Here is a 21,978-nt window from a genome sequence, read left to right on the forward strand (position 1 = left end):
GGGGTATCAGCATGAGCGACCAAGCTAAGGTTTTCATGCCCGAATTTCGGACCGAAGGCTTTGGGGCGGCAATCTTGTCGTCCCGACTTTCCGGGGTCGGGAAAAGCGTCGGATTTTTGTATTTCGAAGAGCGTACTGATCCTCGTATCAAGCGCCTCTCACAGGTTCTTCAACGAAATAACCTCCAGGTAATCCGCGAAGGTACTCTTGGTACCGGTCATGCTGTGTTTCTGCCACCCGGCCTTCACCTTGGCCGTCGCCAGTGGGCTGCATTGGGCGTGCCAGAATTTCGCCTCCAGACACAGCAGTTTTACCACGATTTGTCGTCTCCTGCGTCTCTGAAACAACTCCAAGACCGTGCTTTTGCTGATCTCGGCGTCAAGCCAGAGAATGTCGCAGCTCGCCGGATAGCATCAAACAGGTACATGCAGGATGTATTTGACGGCATTCTCGGCCGCGCAATCGTCCAGAATGGCACCTGGCATGCGGAGTGGGAGCCAGGTAAAGACGGACGCAGAAAGGGGGAGGCTCGACCTGACTCCTTCATGCGCGGCATCACTGCTGAATCCTTTTCCGGTTCGGCTCGCGGCATCGCTATGATGATCGCGAATGGTGAGAAATTCGACAATCCGCGAATGAATTTGCTGTACTCCGCGATCATCGCGAGTGCGCCGCACCTTTCCGATACGCCTGGATTTCGACGCCTAGACCTCAATGAAGAGGTGGAGGGGCAACTCGCAACTCTGATAACTCCTGTCGGCCGACGCGCTGATAACATCCACGATTTCAATATTAGCCTCGATTCCAACCTCGCCGCTCATCAGGAGCGCAATGGCACTCGGCTCAAGCTACAGCAATTTTCGACTCCATTTCCAATCGCGCGATCGGCCTTCGATGTCCTTTTGCCTCAAGATGGTGACCGACTTCTTGAACCGACGATTGGCAACGGTACGCTCGTGTCGTCATTCCTTGGCCGGAACATCGATATCACTGGCGTAGAGCTTGATCCCGCTCGTGCGGGGCGGTCTGGCAGGCTTCTTGAGAGCGCAACTGTCATCGAAGGTGACTTCGTCAAGGAGGCTGCGAGCCTCGGCCTCGACTTCGATATGTTTGTTGCGAACCCGCCGTTCGAAAACCTTGAGACGAACCAGCTCGTTCACGACAGGCTTGGGTCTCGAATGACGCTTCGTCGTCTCGACCACCAAATTGCGTATGAAGGTCTCCAGCGCTTGAAGCCCGAGGGTAGGGCGTTTCTTGTTTTGCCGGGCGATATGATCACCAACGGGGCGCTCGACGGCGCCAGGCGGTTTTGGGACAATTACCTGCGACAGACCTATCACGTTGCTGGATCTGCTTGTGTTGACGGGCGGCTATACCGGAAGATGGGTGCTGAATTTCCGGTCCTTCTTTACGCCCTTGGTCCGATGCGGGATGTTCCGCTGTCAACCGAAGAGCTACGAGACCTCGAGGTTGAAGCCCTTCCTTTATTGGTCACGCATGATGAACTTCTATCGTGGGCAGACGTAACCCGCGAGCGGATGATTGAGCTGACGGGTCTCCCTTCGACCGAGCCGGGATATACCGATCAGGGCCGGGTCCAGCGGGAGCCGGCTGCTGCCGTGGCCAGCAGGCCGTCATCGCCGCCAGTCGCATCATTGCCAAAGCATGGCAATGATGCTTCGGACGGCGCGGTTGCATCCGAATATCCAGGAACGCCAAGCAAGACTGCGGGTAAACCACGGTCGCAAACGGCGCAACCGGCTGGTTCAGCAGTTGAACCGAACGAAATACCGGAAGCTGTAGCGGACCCGGCTCCCATACCACCGGATGGTCAAGAGCCGACAGCTTCCGGTATTCCGGCGACAGCGATTACATTGGTTGATGACACTGAAGACGACGTGTTCGTCAGGTCATATGAGCCGTTTTCGAACTGCGGCGAAGCACAGACGAAAATCCAGAAGAGCTTGCAGGGGCTTACATATCGGGCACTGATCGACGTTGAGGCAAAGCACGGTGATGTTGACGATTTCGTTGCCAGCAAGCTCAACATTCCGGTTTCCGAACTCGGGAAGCGGTTCAGCCCTGAACAAGTGGATGGTGCAGCTCTCGCCTTTGCTCGTAAGATGGAGGGACGAGGCTTTCTTTTTGCTGATCTCATGGGCGTCGGTAAAGGCCGCGAGCTTGGTATGATGGCAATGGCAGCTTTTGCCGAGGATCGACCTGTGATCTTCTGGTCTGAGCAGCCGAACCTATTCACCGATTTCGTCGCCCGCGATCTTTGCGACGTTTACGCGACCTCCGCTGATGAGATGAAGAAGCAGGGTCACATTCGCCCGTTCATCTTCAATCAGAGTCCGGACGCGGCGATCCGCGACGAACATGGTAAGCCACTTTACGGCGTTGGTGACACAAAAACAGCAAAACGAGATGGGATCTCGACGGACCACAACATGGTTCTGGCGACATACAGCCAGGTCCAGACCGTTAACGGGATCTGGAAAGTCGATGCGATCCTTGAGTGGGCTCGCGGCCAAGCACAGCTTGGGAAGAAACCCGAACTTATTCTCGATGAAGTGCATAAGGCTGCGGGAGAGGCTTCTAATACAGGCGTTCAGATCGAACGCCTGGTAGACGGCATCAAACATCTCGGCGGAACAATCACATATAGCTCTGCCACACCCCTTAAATCCGGCAAGAACATTAGAATTTACTCTCCGATCCTACCGGATACGGGAATGGATGCGGCATCTCTTACGGCATTGATTGAGGGCAATCCTCTCGCTCTTCAGGAGGTTTTGTCAGGTGAGATGGCCCGCATGGGCACCATGATTTCACGGGAGGTGGATAGCTCCGGGGCGATCCGCACATTTGTATCCCTCGAAGAGCTGGACCCAACGAGGCATGCGACAATTGTCCAAGCCGTGGATCGGGCAGCGATGCTCTTACGGGAGCTGGTCGAAATGGCTCCCGAGATCGATCGCGCGGCGGCATTGATGGGGTCTCGTTACTCTGGGGGCGGGGGCGGTGCGGCGGCAAAGGTCAACGTCCAAACCACCTCACCTGTTGCTCAGTTTCATACATTCTCACAGTATCTGATGGTCGCGGTGAAATCCGTCTATGACCAAGATCTCATTCTTGATGCGATCGCTGCCGGCACGAAGCCGGTGGTCGTGGTAGAGAACACTGGCAAAGAGGTACTGTCCCGTCTTGCCAACAGGATAGGCGAAACTCAAATCGAAGATGGTCTTGTCGCAAAGGTGATATCGCGGTTGCCGAATATCGGCGATGTGCTGATCGAGAATGCTTCAAAGCTGCTTGATGTTAAGATTACCGATCCCACCGGAAATGAGATCCACCTACGCCTGGAGGAATATGAGGCGTGGCTGGATAGGTTCACTGAGAATGTCGAAGCTGCGAGGCTCGATCTACTGACTCTCGATCCTATCGACAGGATCAAGGCATTTGCCGCAAAGCATGATCTTTCCGTGGGGGAAATTACAAAACGCTCGCTCGAAGCCGAGCCACGACCAGACGGCAGCTATGCAGTGGTTTCCCGCAAGATCGTGGACAAACGCGAAATCATCCGCGACTTCAACAATGGTGATGTTGATATCGTCGTTATGAACCGTTCAGCGGCCTCCGGTGTGTCCATGCATGCTTCACCATCAGTTGGTGTAGACCTCCGGCCACGCCGCATGATCAAACTACAACTTCAATCTGAGATTACGGCGGAGCGTCAGATTGACGGTCGTATCCAGCGTTACGGACAGGTCCACGATGGCCAGTATGTGGTGCCGATGTCAGGCTTTGCAGCCGACGACAGGCTCTGCCAGCTTTTTAACCGCAAGAACCGATCGTTAACAGCAACATCAAACGCGACGCGTGAAAACCGCTCAAATATTGATGAGGCTGCCGATCTAATGAACCCGGTGGGCGAGGGGGCAGTCCGACAATATCTTAATGAGAACCCTCATATCGCCGTCCAGCTCGATCTGCCCATTCCGAATGAAGGCGGCGGTTCGGAGATCGACAGTTATGCACGCCGCTTAATGGGTCGGCTCGTTTGCTTGCCGATCAAGATGCAGGAGACGGTGCTTTCGGAGATCGACACCCTGTTCCGAATGCACATCGACGCTCTCGATGCGCGCGGGCTTAACCCGCTCAAGCTCAATCAGCATGACTGGAAGGCGACGCTTGAGCCTGTGGCCACGCTGATTGCAGGTAATGACGCCGCTGACAGCATGGGTAAACGACCTCTCAACCTGGTGAAGCTGAAATACCAGGAAACCGTCGAACCTCTGTCATTCGCAACGATCGAGGATCATCTTGAACGTGGTGAGCGGAATCTGGTCGATGAGGAAATGGGGCGGTATGTATCGCCCTCCGAAATGATTGGCCAGCTGTTCAAGCTCTCGGGGGAGCCCGAGTGGTCCGCCGCCGCATGGGACCGGACTATGAATCGGCGATCGGAAGATCGCTCTCTGGGGCTCGATGAGATCTCTAACGAGGAAGCTTCGGCAATTTGGCAGCGCCGAGCCACTATCGATCTGTCAAAAGCCTCGGTGAACGAAAAAAGGATCATTCGCGCAATTTCCTATGCAGATTTCGTTCAGGCGAATATCGAGATGCTCGAACCCGGCAATTTTGTCCAGTTCGACACGACATTGTTTCCTGCAATGAAGGATAGCCGCATAGCGTTGGAAATGGCGCGGGTTCTCGATAAGGAAATCCGCTTCGTGCCTGGGCTGATCACGCGTGTGCAATTTAGGCCGACCGATCCTCTAAACCTCAGTGCCTGGAAGCTTGACGTAGCGTCGCCTGGGCAAACCCACGTCGACACGGTAGGCCTAACGGGTGCCTTCGGCGTGCTGGCCGACATGACCTCGGAGGAGCGCAAGGAGGCATTCCCAGGCCATGAAACTCCACGGTACGCTTTTACGGTGAGTGCGATCGGCGTTTACGGTGAGTTTTTGGATAGCAAACCTGAATACGCGAGCCAACATCTCACACCCTATATCTATGGGGACCGCCATGCGGCCAACATCGCCGATATCAAAATTCCGCGGTACCTCGAAAATCCTATCCAATACCTTTCGACGCGGAACGAGGGCTTCCGTGACTTCATAAGACACGCCTTCGATGACGCGCCTGCCGGGCAAGTGAAACGTGAGCGCTATGCTCTCGATGGTAACATGTTCCAAGCTGTGAAGATCAGCCAGGGCAAACAACGCCTTGGTGAAAAGGCCATCTATACGACCTCATCCGGCGAAGTACGTCATGGCGTCATTCTCAAAAATGAAAACGTGTCGAAGCTGATCGGAAAGCTCGAAAGTAACGTTGCCGCCCTTTCGGTGCCGCTCGATAAGACGCATCCAGAGTTGATTCAATCTTTCATAGATGTGTATCGCCGGATCTCAACTCTCAACGATCTTGGCTATGCTTACTCGAACTATGGGCAGATCGATTCGAGAGCGCGCGAATATCTCGTCAATGACTTAGCAACGCTGTTTTCCGATGGCTTGGATACTCCAGGCGTCTACGATTACGCCGATAAGCATCTGCTCAGCATCGTCAACGACATGCGTAAGGCCATGTCATCGAAGGCGGTAAGCGAGGTTTATGTGGGATCGGATGTATTTATCGAGGCCGGCACGGACATCTCGAAAACACAGACCATCGAGCGGGAATGTTTCCAAGACACTCATAAGAAATGGGTTGAAGTCAAAACGGGCTTTTCGCCTCTCGGCCTCGCTACCCATGCGAAGGGCATCGGGGGTGACGACCTACATCTTGTCTTTGCCGGTTCAACCTCGGTCCTCCTCTTCCATAAGAAATCAGAACTGGTCGCGAAAGCGGGCGGAGATATGGAGCTGCTGGATCGTGGTACCAACAAAATCGACAAAGCGAAACTGACCAAGGGCGTGCTTGCGACTTCATCTTTCCGCACCGAAGACGTTGCTCGTCTCCTACACGTCGTTGCGAAGGAGTCCAGCAGCAACATTATGGTTCGAGGTCCAATTGCTGGTGTTCAGGGCGCTCTGACGCTCCACCACGCGAAGGCTCACGAGTTTGCGGTAGATCTCGCTCTGAAGAACGGAAACCGGCGTCTTGAAATGTGAAATTAACAGAATTGTCAGCTTATTTGACGAATACACCAAAATGGATGTACGGTTGCACGAGAATCGGATCAGTGCGCGATTCTCGTGGGCCATTGTCCGCGCTACACAGGGAAATAGCAACCGAAGCAAATTGAATATGAACAAGGGCTTGAAACGCGAAAAGGCCCGTCTCTCGACAAGGCCTTTTCCGATGATTGCAAGTCTGAAAGCTAACTTGCCGAACTAAACAGGGTTTCTGACGCTCCTGCAGGGTTCTGGTCAACCGATCTCTCGGTTAACGCAGTTGATGGTTTAAATACCATTTCTGCGAACGGGAGACAAGTGCTTTCTAGCTATTTGCAGTCGAACGGCCCTCTCTTGGAGAGACCAGAGGACATGACAAAAGCACACACCGCAATGCAGCATGCACAGCCGACAACTATGAACGGATTGATTGGTGATATTGAAGAACGTCTCAAGCGTATAGTCGGAGCAACACGCTCGAATAACCTATCGCGTTCAAGCCGTTTAAGCCCATCGACCTACATGGAAGCTTGCTACAGCGCTTCTGACCGTTATCGCAGCGAGGACCGCGCGAAACATTACGAGTTCCTAGACTTCATTCATCGCATTCGCTGCGCCATCAATGCATTCGCTTCTAGGATGCAGGCGGCAGCTTGCGAGCGGACCTATCTTTCGGCCCTTATCGACGTGATGGTCCTTCGTCCTTCAGCGGTACTGCGGGGCAACTATCACGTCAGGTTGTCAGCAAGGGAGGCGGAAGAGTACGTTTGCCTCTCCGCTTCGTCCTGCACCGCCGCTCGGCGCGGCCTAGTCGAAAAAGGCCTTATCTCGATCGAAGGAGATCAGGTAGATTTGTCGCCGTTTATCGAAGCACTTCAGCCTTTGTTCGAGCCGGTAGAACAAGAGAAAAGAGGGGCGGAAAAATCAGTTTCCCTCCCGAAGGATCAAGCACCTCTGCCAAAAAACAAGGACCTTCCCCTAACAGTTAATGTTCCTTTTAAAAAAGAAACAATAACAATGTTTGGCAGCGAGGATTTGTTTTCCCGCGAGGCAGTTAAGGAAACGATCGCTCTTTCACCGAAACTTCAAAAAGCCATTGAGGATCTGCTCGGATGCGATTACCGCGATGCTCCAGACGATGAGATCGTCAAAGTTCTTCGCGCTGCGGCTATAAATCTTCTGCCCGTTGGGTACGACAACGGCCGTGCTTGGGATCGTGGTATCAGACATCATGGGCTCCGGACGCTGGCGATCCTCGTCGCCGCACTCGAAAGCACCGGCATAAGCCATCGCGGAAAGTGGTTTTGGGGACTTGTGAAACGAGAAACCGTAGACGTTTCATCAAATCTCAGAAAGTTGGTCTCTGCTCGCGACGAAAAAACAAATGCTCAAGCGTCGGCTGCTACTGCTATCGTCAAGCGAGAGGTGCGAACCGCTACCAACGAACGCCATGCAGAAATTTGTAAGATCGCACTCAGCGCCATGGACGAGCTAAAGGCATCTGGCAAGGTAGAAGCTGACGAATATTTCTGGATGACCGCTCCGAGTAAATTCCAGATCAAGGTTGAAGATAACGTTGTTAAAATAGCTATACGTCAATCAACGCGGAGTGACGATAAATCAACGTTGCGTATTATCGCAGAGGCTGTTGCTAAACGTGTCGGTCACACAAAAACAATCTATGATTTCGGTGCATTTGCTGGTATCGACTCCTTGTCAGCGTTCAGATGATCGATTTGAAATGGATTTGCTTGGATGAGCACCGTAGACGAGACGACAAACACGGTACTGCACGCACCGCTGATTGAATTGTTGTCGCATCGTGGTGATGATAAGCTGCGGACAACGCGTCGGGTAAACGCGTTCCTGGCTGTTTTTATGGATATTGAAGTTACTAAGCTTTCTGAGGCTATCAGGTCTCGAAAGGACAAAGCGGACGGATAGGAGAGGGTGATGGTGGGATACCGTGGTGTGGTGCTTGGTGGTGGCTTGCTTTTTGCGGCTGCATTCGGTGGTGCTTCGGAAAGTTTTGCGGCTGCGTGCGGCGTTGAGCAGGCGGCGCAGGCCGCTCTACAGCGGCGTCTGGCGGTTATAGACGCGGCAAAGGTCAACCCGTCTGAGTTTTTTACTGGCGCGAATTCTTGTATCAGCCCCGATCTTCTGAAGAGTTTTGACCTATCGGCCATGATCCCCGACCTTGCGGGGTTCCTCTCGGGTGGCATCCAGGGGATCGCTCAGCAGGCCATCAACCAGGCCAAGCAGAAAGCCTGCGATATTTTGAACGAACAGGTCAATGGCGTGATTGGTAAAATCAATGACACGACATCCTCGTTTAATTCGGGGCTTACCGGCGATCTGGCCGGTATTCTCGGAAGCTCGTTTTCGATCAGTGCTCCGTCAGGTGCCAATTACGGCTCTTACGATCTGTCGTCCCTTGGTGACGGCTTTGACTTCAACGGCCTTCAGGGTGCCGTGAACAACGTCGGGAGCAGCATTAACACTACCGTTTCCGAAGGTGCCAGCTCGGTCGTTACGACGATGGACAATGCGGCTCAAAGCGCTGGCAGCGCCGCCTCGGCCGTCGAAGCTGAAATACCGAATGTAACCGTGACGCCGAACAACGGCACAAGCGGTGGCGCGAGCTGGCTGAAGGATTGATTGGAGTAGACTTTATGCGGAAGTTGATATCCTCGGCTCTGTTTTCTGCTGGTGTGGTGTTTGCCGCGCCTGCCTTGGCGGCTGGCGACCAGAGCGGGATCATCACCTGGCAGACGTTTTTCCAACAACTGCTCTCTTCGGTGAAAATCGACACCGCGCAGACCAACACCAGTAGCCAACAGGTCGCAAACACCTCACAGAAATCGGGTGAGGCGAAGATCAGCTCTGTTTTGCAGAGCCGGGTGAATATGAAAATGGCTGAGGCGAAATCACGTTATAACTACGAGACCGGCCAAGGTTACAATGCGTGCATGATCTCTGTTGGCATGTCTGACATCGCCAAGGCGCGTGAGGAACGGGTTCAGCATGGCAAGAGCGTCGGCTCGCGCGACAGCGCCTGGCTCGCTGAGGGGAATGGAAACACGGAAGACACTCTCAGCTCTATGATCGCGCTCCGCAAGGAAGTCTATTGCTCCGATCAGGAGAAAGAAGATCTCGGCCCCTACTGCCAGACCTCATTGAACGGCTACGACGCCGGTAACACGGATGCGTCGGTATGGCTTGCACATCGCGGATATGGTGCCGAAGAAGCCATGACGGGCATGGATTACGTGGACACGGTAGCACCTCTTCCAACCGTGCCGGAAAAAGGCACGACACGCTCTGATCTGGCTCTTCAGAGAGCTGAAGCAATTCGATCCGGCGTGATGCGGAACGCCGCCCGGACAACCCTGCAGAACATCATTTTGGACGGCATGTCCGGTACATCAGCGACGGAGTGAAAAAATGAAAAGCATTGCAAAGCTCTTCGGATTTACGGGTCTCGCTTCGGCACTTATGGCCAGCTCAGCACTTGCTCAGTCATGCCTGGTGACCGGGGTGCCAGTCGTGAACGCTCGAACCGCCTTACTCGGCCAGACTGTGACGGCGTATATGGCAGCGGGTACAGCGCAGTTGATCGCCCTCCATGAATACCAGACTGAGATGCTGATCAGTGCCTTGAAGACGGGCGTGGCGCAGACAGCGTCAAGCAATGACCAGATATCCACGACGGTCGTAAAATCCAATGAAGCGACCGCTTCGGCATATGTATCCAGCGACCAGGCCATGCAGATCATGGAAGAGTCTGACCGCTACCAATCGCTCGGCTATGATTCGTGTGGCGTGCAGTCCACCATGGAAACTTTCCACAGCGCTTACAAAAGCACATTCACAGCCGGTCCTGCCTATACAGGCAGCGTCAAAGCGAAACCAGGCGTCATTGCAGATCCAAAGGCCTATTATTCTGATATCCTCAACGGCTCAAATCTGAGCGCGCAGGCTCTTTTCAACGGGGACACGGCGGCTGCGTCCGAATACATGAACGCTGTCATGGGACCGCCGGACACGATCGAGAAGTCTCAAGCCGAAGCGGCGACAGGCGGCATCTTCTTGCAGGAAAAGCTAAACCGCGATGCCCGTAAATCGGTTGCCTTGCGGGCCATGGATGAGATTGCAAAAGAAAATGCACCAAATGGGGCCAAGGCTGCGCTGGACGGTGTAATTGAAGGGTATATCGGCGACGATGGCGGGGAGAAATGGGCCGCGTCGATGGCCGGTAGCCATGAGCGGGGCATCCTGCTGGATGCAGTACGCATTGAAGCTGCCAACCTCGCGTCCCTCGCCTACGAGATCCGGCAACAACAGCGGACAGAGATGGTCACCGCGACCTATGCGCTATCGCGCGCTGAAAAGCTGATTGGGGCGAATGGCAAGTCGAGACCCGCCATCATGCTGCCTGGCAATCAGCAGGCATCGAAATAAGGGGAGACGCATGCACAAGCTATCTAAACTGGCGGCTTCGACTGCCTTCGCAATAGCCACATTGCCTTTCGTCACCGTGGAGGAGGCCGCTGCTGGCGGCGGCTTTTGTCCGATTGCCCCCGATGCCGCTTGGACATCCGTCCACGACACAACGACAACGGCGCTTAACGCCGCCTTCGACACGAACAAAAACCTGATTTTGCAACAGATGACGTTCGCTTATCAGCGCATGATGAGCGCGGTTAAGGTCGACACCAGTCAGCAGAATGTCGATGGCCAGAAGGTATCGCAGGCCATTCAGAAGTCGGACGAGGCGTTAGCCAGCACGATGACGCAGACCGATGTGAACAAGCAGATTACACAGGCGCACGCTGATTTCGGTCCTGATGGGCAATCTGTGAATGCCTGCGAGACGGCTGTTCTGATCGATGAGGCCTCCAGCGCAATGTCGGTCTACAAGAACTCGGCAAGGGAATACATGACTCCAGAGCGTGTTTATGCAGCACCTGGCTCGACAAAAACACCGCAGGAAGCGATCCAAGATACGCTCGCCAAGCATCGCCAGAAATACTGCACTGCATCAGAGGCGGCAGCGGGCCTATGCAGCGGAGCCGGCAGTGAGCCAGCCGCTGACGTTGAAGTAGCGACAATCTTGAATGCCTCGGCTTCAGCGGACGCTAAGGACGCTTTCATCAATAACCTTGTGGGATTGCCGCTTGCGAAACCAACTGCGCAGGAAGCCTCCACGGCGCGAGGCTCCATTCTGATGATCGAGTCGATGCGCGCGGAGGCCGTGAGATCACCGGCAATGGTGTCGATCGCGGCGATCCGTGCAATGAATGAGGGCGGCGGCGGAGCTGATGCCGATGGTTCTTCGTTCAATGCATCGCTCGATGCACTCATGGACACATATGGTGGCGGCAGCGGCTACAACGCCTGGTACACAGAGCTTGCCACCAAGAACGAGCGAGGGCTGATGCAGGAGCTGAACAAGCTTCGGGCTCTCAGCATCAAAATGAGGACATTCCGATCGGAGAGCAATTCCCGCATTGCCGCGACCATGGCAGCAGTTCTCGCCCTAGATGCGGATCAGAGGTAATTCACTATGGCGAAACTTTCCAAAAGCCTCTTTGCCGGCGATCCGGCTCCCGATTTTGAAGCTGGCGACGATTTTGCACAGCACGTTTTTGCGGAAGAGACATCCACTGAAGGCTCGCCTCATGCTCCAACCGCGTTTGAAAGGCTTGTCGCAATTTCTGAGCGGACATCAGGTGAGGCGCTTCCTGTTTCGAGGCCAATAAGCGCGCATGAGGTCGAGGACGATCTCGATGTCGTGCCAGGCAACGGGGAATAAAAGTTGGAAGTTGTTCGCGATAAAGAGCACGCCAAGCCGCTAGTTGATGCCCGTAGGCTGACGCGCAAAGCGAAGCCGCTGGTTGCGCCAGCCGATGCAATCTCTGCGATCCGGGAATCAAAGGTGATGACGGAAGATCAGGTTAACCAGCTTGAGCTTTGCCCCACCTTCCAAACGCAGGACTACGTCATCTTTCTCATCAATGACACCAGTGGGAATGAGCCCAAGCTCGTCCTTTGGGCATATGCGGAGAAATTGTCTGACAATTCAGGATTCTTGCTCTCCTACGGGTCAGGCAGCGCGAACACCGTCATGAAGATCCGCGCATGTGCCAAGCTCACGCTCGATCCCTCATTGCAAAATGCGCGATTTCAAGTTGCGTGCGAGCTGAATGATGACGGCGAGGAAGTGACGTTCAAGAACGATCTTCAAAATGAGCAGTTCGCCAGCTCGATGACCGAGATCGTCAACGTGGAAGGTGGCGGTAGGAGTCGCCTGGCTATCTCTTCAACGGAAGAGCATCTGCATGATGTGCACGATCAACCAAGCCAAGAAACTAGCGCGGCTGAAGTTGAAGAAGATTTTTCCGACGACGGCGGCGGAGACTGAGCTATGCAATGGTTTGACCTGAAAAATCTTGGAGCGAAGCTAGAGCGGTCACAGGAAGCGAGTGGAGCTTACTTTCTCAAATTGTCGTTCGAGAATACAGCCGAGGCATCGGCAATTATCGGCTCTGCACTTGAGGGATGGGTTGCCTCCGAGGAAAAGCCAGGCATCGAATTCAAAAACTACCGAGACTTCTCGAAGATCTCTACAATTGTTGCTGCCCTTGAGCCTTTCTTCGACCGGGATCAGGTGATCATGGCGAAGGTAGATGCGGGAAAGCTTCGCCAGGGGGAAGAGCTGCTTGGCTTCACGAACCCGATCGGGGCTGATCTTGTTCAGGCTCTCTATCCAAGCAAGGACACTGTCGCGCAGGATCTCGTTCGCATGCTCGATGGCGACAAGCGCAATAAGATCATTGCACGCGTGGTGGCGGCGCAGGACATCATGGGGATCACGCCCTCTGTCGTTCCCTTCGATGGTCGAGCTGTCGAGGTCTGGCACCAGTTAGCGTTACAAATCGGGTATTTTGACGCAACCGCAACCATGTCGGCGGCCATCTTGAGAGCCAAACTTGCTGGTGAGGTCTTCCGCCCTTTCCAGGAAGCGGTTCTCAACGCTGCGGAGATCGGCCGGGGCGTTCCGCACCTCGATCATCGGCTCGAATCCGATCAACGAGCTTTGAGGCTCGCTGAGCACCTACAGGAACAATACGCTCAGTTTGGTGATCGAGATCACGGTTGGGACGAGGCATATTTCTACCGCGGATTCACGCGGGCGATAGAAGCAAACTTCGCTGTTTGGGACGGGAAAGCCCTCGGATCGCCTCAAATTGAGCCGGAAAGCTATAGCGCGAAGTTTGTCGCCGACCCATCCATGCCGGGGAGCTGGAAAAGTGGCATTTTCATGCGCGTTTCCATGGCGATGGAAAAAGCCGCCGAGATGCTGAAGATACCTCCGCGAGATCTCTTCGCGGATAGGACCATTTTCCATCTAGGCAAACGCATTGGTGCCGATGATGCGCTTGGGTACCAGCGTGGCTTCCGCCCGAAGGTCGCGGGCGAACTCGTTTCGATGCGTACGATAAAGATGAGCCCCAGCGCTGCCGGCGTCGTCGTCCACGAAATGGGACATGCTATCGACCTTAGCCATCGTCATCACCTGAAGGTCGAGGACGCCGAAGCCATCCTTCTCGATGATACGGGCATTCGCCAGTATATCAACTGGCTGGTCGATCAAAACGCTCATGTCTCGGAGAAGCATGCTGCATATCTCAAGAGCCCGGTTGAGATGATCGCGCGGAGTTTTGAGGCAGCAATGGCCGATCATATGCGCAGATCCGGTGACAGCGATTTTGTTTCCGGTGGGGGGATTGTCGCCCTCAACGGTGGTTTCGACCACGCCCCCCATAGCGATTTGACAGAACGATTTGTGGCGGGCCTCGCAGAGGTCATTTCGCTAACGCGCAAGTACCGATTTGAAGCCTCAGAAGAGAAACGAGCCGGCGCATCGCTCTCGATGTGACGCGCCTACTTAGGGACGAACCGCCATGGCAGCAGGTGATCCAACCGAATCCGTATCCGAGATATTTGTTCCAGTTGACGGTGACTACGCCGTTTCAATTCTGGAGCGAATTTTCGGGAGTACGGTTTCATCGCTGATCGGCAGTAGTGACCCGGTGGCCGGGAAAGCGATTCTCACTACCGTGATCGGTACGTTCAACGTTGCTGTTCTTTTCTTCGCAACCGTTGTTGCGGCATATATGATGTACCAGCTTTTCCTTGATACAGCCCGCGATGGGGAAGCGGGTGGGCGAGAGACCAACCTAGCCGTGACCACTCTTCGCGCTGCTGGCGGCGCAGCTCTTCTCCTTCCTGTTTCAAGTGGGTTCTCCGTCATTCAGATCCTCGTGCTTCAGTTACTGCTTTGGGGATCAGGATTGGGCGACTACGTCTGGAAGGAAGTCGCCACACAGATGACGACCTCGGCGACATACACGGCGTCGAATACGAATAACGCTGACTCGTTCATGACGGCCAAAAAGATGTCCAGCGTTCTCGCGACAAGGACGGCCGGTTTCCTGTGCCGGCTGCACATGAACAAGATATCGAACACGTTGGGGACAGGGGAGCCGGTAGCGCCAGTAGGTCCGGAGACGGTGAAGACCTACGTGCGGGGCGACGACGGAAAATTCTATGATGGCTCTGTGGTCTGGTATTTTAGTTCAGGAGATGCCTATAGCGCCAGAAATGAGCTTTGCGGCAGCGTCAAGCTCGTCGGAAGTCCGATGCCGACCACTTCGACCGTTGATACCTCCGTTTACGAGTCGACAAAGACATTTGCCGAAGATCTTACGAACCTCACAAACAGCACCGTGCGCGGCAAGGCAGTAACAGCGGTTCAGAACCTCGACATTACTGCCCAGGCAATTGCGCAGAGTATCTTTGCCGGTGAGCGTAATACGGTGAAAATTCAGGCGGATATTGCGAAGGCCGTTGCTGATCAGACGACGAACTACATTACAGGTGTGGATAATGCGGTCTTTGTGAGCGCCGAAGCATCGGGGATGAACCAGCTTAAAGCAAGTTTCTTGGGCGCGACAACGGATAATGGTTGGATGTTTGCAGCGACATGGCAGCGTGCTCTTGCCGCTTACGTCACAAAGCTCAACAACGCCCGCAATCAACTGAGCTTTATCAACTCGACCGAAATGGACCCCAAAGCGGCCGCCACATCATTTCTTGGTTGGATCTCCGGGTACAACAACACTGAAGAGCGTCTTTTCGCTAGTGCCGACGCCGATTTCGCTTATTTCCAGACATTTGAAGGCGCTTTCTTGGAGGCTGGCGAACCTAATGCGAGTGAGAAGACCACTTTGGAAAAGGTGGCAGCGAACAACCAAGAGCGCTCGTCCATGGCGACCATGCAGTGGATGTACTCGTTCATGTTCTCGCACGCCAAGGCTGGTGGTAGTGATGCGGATCAAAACCAGTGGAACGATCCGCTCATTGAAATTCAGGAGTTGGGCCAGACGGCCATCCTCGCAGCCGGCGTCACTATTGCTGCCGCTGGCGCAACAGATCTTGTAGGAACCGGGCTAGGCCTTGCGTCCCTAGCTACCGGCAATTTCCTGGCTGCTGCGGGTTCATTTGCCGTTTCTTACACTGCCGAAGTCATTGGCTATCTTGGATACGGCCTGATGGTTTTAGGTATGATCCTGGCGATCATGCTGCCATTTTTGCCGTTCGTCTATTTTCTATCCGGAGCGATCGGTTGGGTAATCATGGCGATCGAGGCAGTGATCGCGGCACCCCTTTGGATTCTGCTGACCTTTGCGCCTCACAAGTCGGGCGATATCATTGGGACGAACAAACAGGGTCTGCTGCTGATGATCGGTGTATTCTTCAGGCCGGTTTTGATGATCTTGGGGTTATTGGCTTGCTTTTTGGTCATGCGGGTGGGCCTGGACTTCATTAACATTATGTTCAGTGGGATCTACATGATCATCGCCCCTGACTTTGATCTTACGAACATGTTCCTCGGCTTCGGGCTCTTGGTGATGTACGTGCTGACACTTATTGCACTGGTTACCAACTGCTGCGCGATCATCACCGGCCTCGGCGATGCGGTCATGGAATTCATTGGCGTGCGTGTGAGCATTCTCGGTGCGAACGCCATCGCATCTCAGGTGGAAGGCGCGCTTAACCCGGTCGGTCGCGGTGCCCAGGCGGGGATTGGGATCGGCGAAAATTCCACCGCCGGCTTGCAGAAGCGGCTTGGTAACGCAACAGGTAAGGATTCCAAAGCTGGATCTGCTTCAGGGGCGACGATAACGAAGTTCCTGAACCGCAAGGGTGGTGGCAACGGCGGTAAGGCGGGATAAGGGGTTTCCTATGGCACAGAACGCTAGTTTCAGAGGCGTATCGAGGAACATCGAAATCACGCCAAAAAATCGGCGCGATGATGTCAGAACCCTTCCGCGTCGCATCAGTGATGCCCTGGATACGCCTTCGGGCGTACTCTGGTTCTTCATGTCAATCGCGATTGCGACGGTTACGGTAGGGCTCTACCTCCCGTTGGCTGGTGAGATTGCATTCGTTGCAGCGCTTTCGACCTATTTCATGAAATTCCAATATGGATCGCGGAAGTGGCAGACCTCCTTCAGGGTGCCGGCATATCTGCATAAAATGACAGGCAGGGTTTACAAAGACGCTTCGACAGGTGGCCGCAAGGGAGAAGGCCTCTACTACCTTGGGATGGATCTGGAAACAGACGAGGAGCTGTGGACTGCTGCGAACGACTTGCGAACTCATAGGCTTGTGGTCGGCACAACGGGCTCCGGTAAGACCGAAGAGATTATGGGGAACATCTTCAATTCCCTCGTCCTCGAATCCGGTGCTATCCTAGTTGACGGAAAATCTGATCCAAAGACCTTTGCCAGCGTTTTCCGCGTGTGTCGTGTGCTTGGCCGGGAAGAAGACCTTCTCCTGATCAATTACATCATGGGCGGGAAGGACTTCGCCAGCGGTCTCGATGCTCGGCGAACGAATACCTATAATCCGCTCTCTTCGGGCAGCGCCGCGATGAAGGCGGAGTTGATGGTGAGCCTCCTGGACAGTGGCTCAGGTGGCGGAAACTCTGATATGTGGCAGGGGCGGGCGATCTCCTTCTTGGAGGCGATCACGCCGCCGCTGTCCTTCCTGGCCGACAAGGGTCTTTTGCTGTTCAACAGCAAATTGCTGAGTGATTTTTATATTCTCACGAACATCGAAAATCTCGTGTGGTTCGGAATTTTCCGCGATCAGAATGGTAAGATTGTCGATCTGCGCAATGGTAGCGAGGATTACCGTCGCATCTATAACGATCTGACGAATAAGTATTGCGGTGCGTTGCAGCTGTACCTCAACAACCTCCCTGGATATGAAGCTCCCGAGAAACCTCACCGTCCCACGAAAATGGACACGGCAACTTATGAAGAGTTCCAGCGCCAGTTCGCGGTTCTTGAGCGAGATCGTAACAAGTCCACGCCTGAAGAAAACGGCGAGAAAAAGAAGGGCGGCAACGACCCGTCTCGCGCGAAGGTCCTTGAACAGCACGGCTTCATCACGATGCAGCTCGTTCGCGCGACAGGGAATCTGACCTTCAATTATGGTCACATCTATTCAGATGAGATTGGCGAGATCAATTATCGCGATGTGTTGCTCAACCGTCGCGTACTGCTGGTGCTTTTGCCTGCTCTTGAACGTTCAAAGGCGAGCATGGAGCAGCTTGGGAAGATGGCGGTTTCAGCGATCAAGGGCGTGCTCGCCACCCTGCTCGATACACCGCTTGAGGGTAGTTATCGGAAGATCATCGAGGGACGCCCGTCGAACGCCAAGATTCCTTACTCGATCATCTGCGACGAGTATGGCTACTACGTCGTTCCTGGCTTCGCTGTAGCTCCAGCACAGGCTCGCTCATATGGAGTTTCGCTGACGTTCGGGACGCAGGATCTACCTTCGCTATCTAAGGCAGACAAGGCGGAGGGCGAGGCGACATGGGAGAACACGAACCTTCGGCATCTTGGTCGCATGACCGGTGGTAAGGAATCTGAGACCTTCAAGAAATTCGACGGTGCGGCCGGCCAGGCAATGGTTCAGGTTTCGAAATCCATGAGCTACCAGCGTGGTCGTCTCGATGGCTTCAAGATTTCCAGTGATAGTTCTGTCGAGCATGTCGGCCGTCTCGATCCTGACGATCTGATGCAGCAAGCAGATGGCGAATTCCATCTGATCGTTGGAACGAAAAGTGAAGGGCTTGGAGGCGCGCGCGTCGTTCGCTATCGGGCGTTCTACACAGGGGACGTGCCCGAACCTGATGAATTGCGCCTGGTACCCTATGTCCAGGTCAAGACCTTCTCTGACAGCGAGCGGTCCACTATTGCGAGGAACGAGGCGATAGCGTCCAACGTGAGCAAGCTCTCGTCTTCGGAGTTCGATGCGGAGATCCGCCAGTCGGCACTGTTTGCAAACGTTGAAAGCGATATCATCGCAAAATTCCTTTCAAAATGTGAGACGGAAGCGATCGAGCTGAGCAATAGCCAGATCAGAGAGTGGCTTGATGACTACGATCGGGAGGCTCTTGAAAAACGTAAAGCTGTCGCAAGCACAACGGTGAAGAGCGACATCATTGCTTTGGTAGACCGGATGCTTAAAGAGGCGATAGACTCGAATGGCTGTAAAGCCCTGCATAGGTCGGCTGTTGATGCGCTGATCAACCAGTGGGAAAGCTATGATGACGAATCGGGTGGCATAAAAAAACACGATAAGGAGCGTTTAATAGCACAGGATAAGACGTTTAAGGCGCACTCAACGTTGCTTGAGAACGTTAAAGAGCAGGCTTAACGTTAATTCACTTGCGGTTTTATGCTGTAGTGTTATAGTAGTTGCATAAAAGGAGAGTGCCATGGGATTCTTTCAGGATTTTGTTCAGAACTTGCAGCGGACGCCGACTGAAAACCACGCCGCTATCGAGAAGATGCATCCTGGCTACCTGGCTCGATTGGAAGCTCAGCGCAAGCGCGATGCAGCACTCGCCAATTTCGCTTCTGGCAATCGCAACACCGGGTTCGGAGGCTCCATGTCCGATACCTCTAACCCCGCTGTCATGGCCCATCAGATGGCTATGCGCGGTGCGCTCGATCCGAATGTGGCCTTCAGCCTCGGCGTACCAGGCGCACCGACCGGCACCGGGAAAATGCGTGGCCCTGGCAGTTACTACGAGGGCTGATTTTATTGATTGTCATCAGGTGGCCCGCAACTGGCGGGCCATTTTGTTTTCAGATCGATACAGGGCGTGCTTCTTGCCACAGTCCTAAATTCGAACTTCCCTTCCACGCTTGTGCATCCGCCATGATGGCGGTTAGAGGCCCGCGTACTCGAACCCCACGAGTGGCGGGCTTCGATTTTGCTGCCGTCTTTAGAAAAACGCCGTTCGTTTTTCAGGACGAACGACGCTTAACGGTGCGAGCACCAGTCCCCTATTTCCAAATTCAGGGACAGACAAAACCTATGGTGATTTTGAGAGATTGTCGTTGTGCAGATCTGCATGTTTGCATCTCGCTCAAAAGGCATCCTCATCGTCGGTTTTGATCACAGCACCGTCATCGAGTGATTGAAGGTTTCGAGCCATTTTCCTGATCTCTCTATCTGTCAGAGAGGATCTTGGTGTACGGCGTCTTCGCCGCACCGGACTTCCTTTAGCCCGAAGACTGGAGGCGACTGCGAAGCCAGCGACTTTTGCGGGATCATCACCATGAGCCGCCCTGATCTGTAACAGGGTGTGTGCGATCATTTGAAATTCCGCAACGTCAACCTCGGCAATCTTCACCATGCGACGAGGTATCATTTCGGCGGGCAGCAACAGGATCAAGTGCGGGGGAACTGGATAACGGTGGTCTTTCCCAAGCTCCTCAAGAACGTGCGTCACGTCTTTTAGGAGCCGTTCGCCAACACCAAGCATTTTAAGAAAATAAATATGCTCTTCCAGTCGGCTGTAAGGCAGGTCCTCAAAATCAACTGCCATTGTCGTCTTTCCTCGTGAGGCTTTCAACGAGTGCAGCCACTTGACGTTTGCCTTCTGGATCTCGAATCCGAAGGAACGCGAAGTTCAGTTCCTTTCCAGCCTTGGAGCGGACGAAACGGAACATATCATCATCTGCTTGTTGTTGCTCAACAAAGGGGAGCCCGCTGCGTTCAGGATCGTACTCATAGAAGTATTGGATTGGCACCTTAAAGAGCTTGGATAAAGTATCAATTTGATCGCCGCGTAGGCGGTTCGTTCCGTTTTCATATTTCTGAATCTGTTGCCTGGCCACCGATAGCGCAGCGCCGAGATCGGCTTGGCTTAGGCCATAGACTATGCGTTGAAATCTTACCTTCCTCCCAACGTCGATATCCGCTTGGCTAGGAGCTTTGGAAAGATTTGCGTTCGCCATCGCTGCTTGCATCCATTCAACCTGTTAATAGCGTCAAGCCTTGATGACATATTCTGGTTTGAGGGGCACGCCTGCTTCCATGTTTACGCAACATGGCGGAATAGGGATCAATCTCCCGTCAGCCAAATGGCGGATGTGGCCACGTCGCCAGTGCGGCCGCACCGTGTAACTGCCTTCGCCTCGTTTGGCCGCAGCGGCTTGCTGGCTGGCTCTGATGTCAATGACGACCATTGGGCCAATCGGCACCCGTCCCTTCTGTAGGCGCTGTTTGTTGAGCTTTACAGGGGCGGGTTCGTCGCGGCGGATTGCTTGGGGAGTGGCGAGTGCTCCGATCAGCGCGGCGGCAACCTCGAAACCCAGATCCGTGAGGTGCATAGTTGATGGATTTTGAGCATCGCTGACAAGGATATGCTTGTGATCGCCAATGGCTTTGAAGCCATGCTGATTTAGGAAGATCACGCCGTCGCGCCGCTTTGTCTCGTACATCGAGCGGACAGACAGTGAGGCAGGCTTGCCTGTGCCATCGAGATTTCGCTCACAGTAAGCGGCCATGTGAACCACATCGGCGCTTACCTTCTGATCCCACGAGATCCAGAAACTGTCGTGGGGGATAGGCGCAATGCCCGCGTCCCACAGCTCGTTGGAAAAGTCGGTGAACGTCTGAAGGGTATCGTCGGCAGACTCTGGATCGAGGAAGCTAAACGAGAATTCGGCGCATGTTGGAGCCGCCTTCTGAAGGTGGCTGACAAATTGCTCGAGCGCTCCCGGCTCCCACGGCTCCATAGCTTTGAAGCGGCGTTCCTGCAGGTGCTCAAGGGCTTGATATAGTCTCATACGAACAAGCTTTCGGTAGATTTGCCGCTCATCGCGCTATCCTCTTGTGAGAGTCCGGACGGACACCTAAAAAAACCAACATTTAGCGTAAATCGTTGCGCGGGTTGCGCGCAATATGGAGTAAAAATGAAACTAGCGTTCATCGCTGTCGCGGCTTTTTTGTATTTGCTGCTGCCTTTCCACGCGTCAGCGCAGTATTACGAGCGAAATTATGATGGCCCGAACGAATATTGGGAAGGCGACCAGTACCGATATAACGATCCATACTCTGATCCGCAGGGATATGATCGCGCGCCTCTGTATGAGGAAGGTGCGCCGGGCTCGCGCGAGCCGTCCGCAAGAGGTGGTCGGGGCTCTATCGAGATCATCACCAGCGAGCATACCCTCTATTACACCACGCCTTCAGGTGAACAGTTCACCTACCCGATTGCTGTCGGAAGAGAGGGTAAGCAATGGTTCGGGACGACCCGTGTGGTGTCGAAGAAGGAACATCCAGAATGGCGGCCAACGGCAGAAATGCGCCGAAAGAACCCAAACCTTCCTGCCGTTGTTACTGTCCACCAGTGATACCGCTTGAATGAGCAGCCGGGAACTGTCTGTTACGTCGCCATAGTCCAAGCAGGGGAGCT

General features: G+C 54.2%; 15 protein-coding genes and 1 pseudogene. 13 read left to right on the top strand and 3 right to left on the bottom strand.

Annotated elements, in window-relative coordinates:
- Nucleotides 1-11: 11 nt before the first annotated feature.
- The 12 genes from FS819_RS28870 (at nt 12) to FS819_RS28925 (ending at nt 19,308) form a co-directional block, all read left to right on the top strand.
- The gene (locus FS819_RS28870) at nt 12-6,119 is read left to right on the top strand and encodes a strawberry notch C-terminal domain-containing protein (RefSeq protein ID WP_234625017.1); all 6,108 of its coding nucleotides are present in this window, start codon (nt 12-14) and stop codon (nt 6,117-6,119) included.
- A 375-nt stretch (nt 6,120-6,494) separates the two neighbouring features.
- Nucleotides 6,495-7,853, top strand: coding sequence for a hypothetical protein (locus FS819_RS28875; protein WP_234625016.1), 1,359 nt, complete (start codon nt 6,495-6,497; stop codon nt 7,851-7,853).
- 222 nt (nt 7,854-8,075) lie between these two features.
- The gene (locus tag FS819_RS28880; protein WP_234625015.1) at nt 8,076-8,780 is read left to right on the top strand and encodes a hypothetical protein; all 705 of its coding nucleotides are present in this window, start codon (nt 8,076-8,078) and stop codon (nt 8,778-8,780) included.
- Entirely contained in the window at nt 8,777-9,562 is a 786-nt protein-coding gene (locus tag FS819_RS28885) for a hypothetical protein (protein WP_498724832.1), read from the top strand. The genes FS819_RS28880 and FS819_RS28885 overlap by 4 nt, the downstream gene beginning before the upstream one ends.
- 4 nt (nt 9,563-9,566) lie before the next feature.
- Nucleotides 9,567-10,583 carry a hypothetical protein gene (locus FS819_RS28890; RefSeq protein WP_234625013.1) on the top strand — a complete coding sequence of 339 codons (1,017 nt, stop codon included), beginning with the start codon at nt 9,567-9,569 and terminating at the stop codon, nt 10,581-10,583.
- A gap of 61 nt (nt 10,584-10,644) precedes the next feature.
- Nucleotides 10,645-11,682 carry a hypothetical protein gene (locus FS819_RS28895; RefSeq protein ID WP_234625012.1) on the top strand — a complete coding sequence of 346 codons (1,038 nt, stop codon included), beginning with the start codon at nt 10,645-10,647 and terminating at the stop codon, nt 11,680-11,682.
- A gap of 6 nt (nt 11,683-11,688) precedes the next feature.
- Nucleotides 11,689-11,937: a hypothetical protein gene (locus FS819_RS28900; RefSeq protein ID WP_234625011.1), complete on the top strand. Its 249-nt coding sequence runs from the start codon at nt 11,689-11,691 to the stop codon at nt 11,935-11,937.
- A gap of 3 nt (nt 11,938-11,940) precedes the next feature.
- On the top strand, nt 11,941-12,546 hold the full coding sequence (locus FS819_RS28905; RefSeq protein ID WP_234625010.1) for a hypothetical protein: 606 nt from the start codon (nt 11,941-11,943) through the stop codon (nt 12,544-12,546).
- A gap of 3 nt (nt 12,547-12,549) precedes the next feature.
- The gene (locus FS819_RS28910; protein WP_234625009.1) at nt 12,550-14,064 is read left to right on the top strand and encodes a hypothetical protein; all 1,515 of its coding nucleotides are present in this window, start codon (nt 12,550-12,552) and stop codon (nt 14,062-14,064) included.
- 25 nt (nt 14,065-14,089) lie between these two features.
- Nucleotides 14,090-16,423, top strand: a complete 2,334-nt coding sequence (locus FS819_RS28915; protein WP_234625008.1) for a DotA/TraY family protein — start codon at nt 14,090-14,092, stop codon at nt 16,421-16,423.
- 10 nt (nt 16,424-16,433) lie between these two features.
- On the top strand, nt 16,434-18,923 hold the full coding sequence (locus tag FS819_RS28920) for a TraM recognition domain-containing protein (protein ID WP_234625007.1): 2,490 nt from the start codon (nt 16,434-16,436) through the stop codon (nt 18,921-18,923).
- Nucleotides 18,924-18,984: 61 nt separating this feature from the next.
- Nucleotides 18,985-19,308, top strand: a complete 324-nt coding sequence (locus FS819_RS28925; protein WP_234625006.1) for a hypothetical protein — start codon at nt 18,985-18,987, stop codon at nt 19,306-19,308.
- A 333-nt stretch (nt 19,309-19,641) separates the two neighbouring features.
- Here the strand turns inward: FS819_RS28925 and FS819_RS28930 are convergent, their stop codons facing one another.
- The 3 genes from FS819_RS28930 to FS819_RS28940 are packed head-to-tail and all read right to left on the bottom strand — an operon-like array spanning nt 19,642 to nt 21,298.
- On the bottom strand, nt 19,642-20,103 hold the full coding sequence (locus FS819_RS28930) for a hypothetical protein (protein ID WP_234625005.1): 462 nt from the start codon (nt 20,101-20,103) through the stop codon (nt 19,642-19,644).
- Nucleotides 20,093-20,527 carry a helix-turn-helix domain-containing protein gene (locus FS819_RS28935; protein ID WP_234625004.1) on the bottom strand — a complete coding sequence of 145 codons (435 nt, stop codon included), beginning with the start codon at nt 20,525-20,527 and terminating at the stop codon, nt 20,093-20,095. Before FS819_RS28935 ends, FS819_RS28930 begins: the two co-directional genes overlap by 11 nt.
- Before the next feature lie 21 nt (nt 20,528-20,548).
- Nucleotides 20,549-21,298 carry an AcrVA2 family anti-CRISPR protein gene (locus tag FS819_RS28940; protein ID WP_498724835.1) on the bottom strand — a complete coding sequence of 250 codons (750 nt, stop codon included), beginning with the start codon at nt 21,296-21,298 and terminating at the stop codon, nt 20,549-20,551.
- 177 nt (nt 21,299-21,475) lie between these two features.
- On the opposite strand from FS819_RS28940, the pseudogene FS819_RS28945 reads away from it, so the two are divergent.
- A pseudogene (locus FS819_RS28945) lies at nt 21,476-21,901 on the top strand (L,D-transpeptidase); the annotation flags it as partial.
- Between the last annotated feature and the right edge of the window lie 77 nt (nt 21,902-21,978).

This window comes from Allorhizobium sp. Av2, assembly GCF_021462805.2.
Taxonomy (GTDB): Bacteria; Pseudomonadota; Alphaproteobacteria; order Rhizobiales; family Rhizobiaceae; genus Allorhizobium; species Allorhizobium vitis_G.

Excerpts from the sequence above, each read along its gene's own strand:
- FS819_RS28920 (WP_234625007.1), top strand. The coding sequence starts at position 16,434 with ATGGCACAGAACGCTAGTTTCAGAGGCGTATCGAGGAACATCGAAATC.
- FS819_RS28940 (WP_498724835.1), bottom strand. The coding sequence starts at position 21,298 with ATGGAGCCGTGGGAGCCGGGAGCGCTCGAGCAATTTGTCAGCCACCTT.
- FS819_RS28900 (WP_234625011.1), top strand. The coding sequence starts at position 11,689 with ATGGCGAAACTTTCCAAAAGCCTCTTTGCCGGCGATCCGGCTCCCGAT.
- FS819_RS28915 (WP_234625008.1), top strand. The coding sequence starts at position 14,090 with ATGGCAGCAGGTGATCCAACCGAATCCGTATCCGAGATATTTGTTCCA.
- FS819_RS28910 (WP_234625009.1), top strand. The coding sequence starts at position 12,550 with ATGCAATGGTTTGACCTGAAAAATCTTGGAGCGAAGCTAGAGCGGTCA.
- FS819_RS28890 (WP_234625013.1), top strand. The coding sequence starts at position 9,567 with ATGAAAAGCATTGCAAAGCTCTTCGGATTTACGGGTCTCGCTTCGGCA.
- FS819_RS28870 (WP_234625017.1), top strand. The coding sequence starts at position 12 with ATGAGCGACCAAGCTAAGGTTTTCATGCCCGAATTTCGGACCGAAGGC.
- FS819_RS28935 (WP_234625004.1), bottom strand. The coding sequence starts at position 20,527 with ATGCAAGCAGCGATGGCGAACGCAAATCTTTCCAAAGCTCCTAGCCAA.
- FS819_RS28925 (WP_234625006.1), top strand. The coding sequence starts at position 18,985 with ATGGGATTCTTTCAGGATTTTGTTCAGAACTTGCAGCGGACGCCGACT.
- FS819_RS28880 (WP_234625015.1), top strand. The coding sequence starts at position 8,076 with ATGGTGGGATACCGTGGTGTGGTGCTTGGTGGTGGCTTGCTTTTTGCG.
- FS819_RS28930 (WP_234625005.1), bottom strand. The coding sequence starts at position 20,103 with ATGGCAGTTGATTTTGAGGACCTGCCTTACAGCCGACTGGAAGAGCAT.
- FS819_RS28875 (WP_234625016.1), top strand. The coding sequence starts at position 6,495 with ATGACAAAAGCACACACCGCAATGCAGCATGCACAGCCGACAACTATG.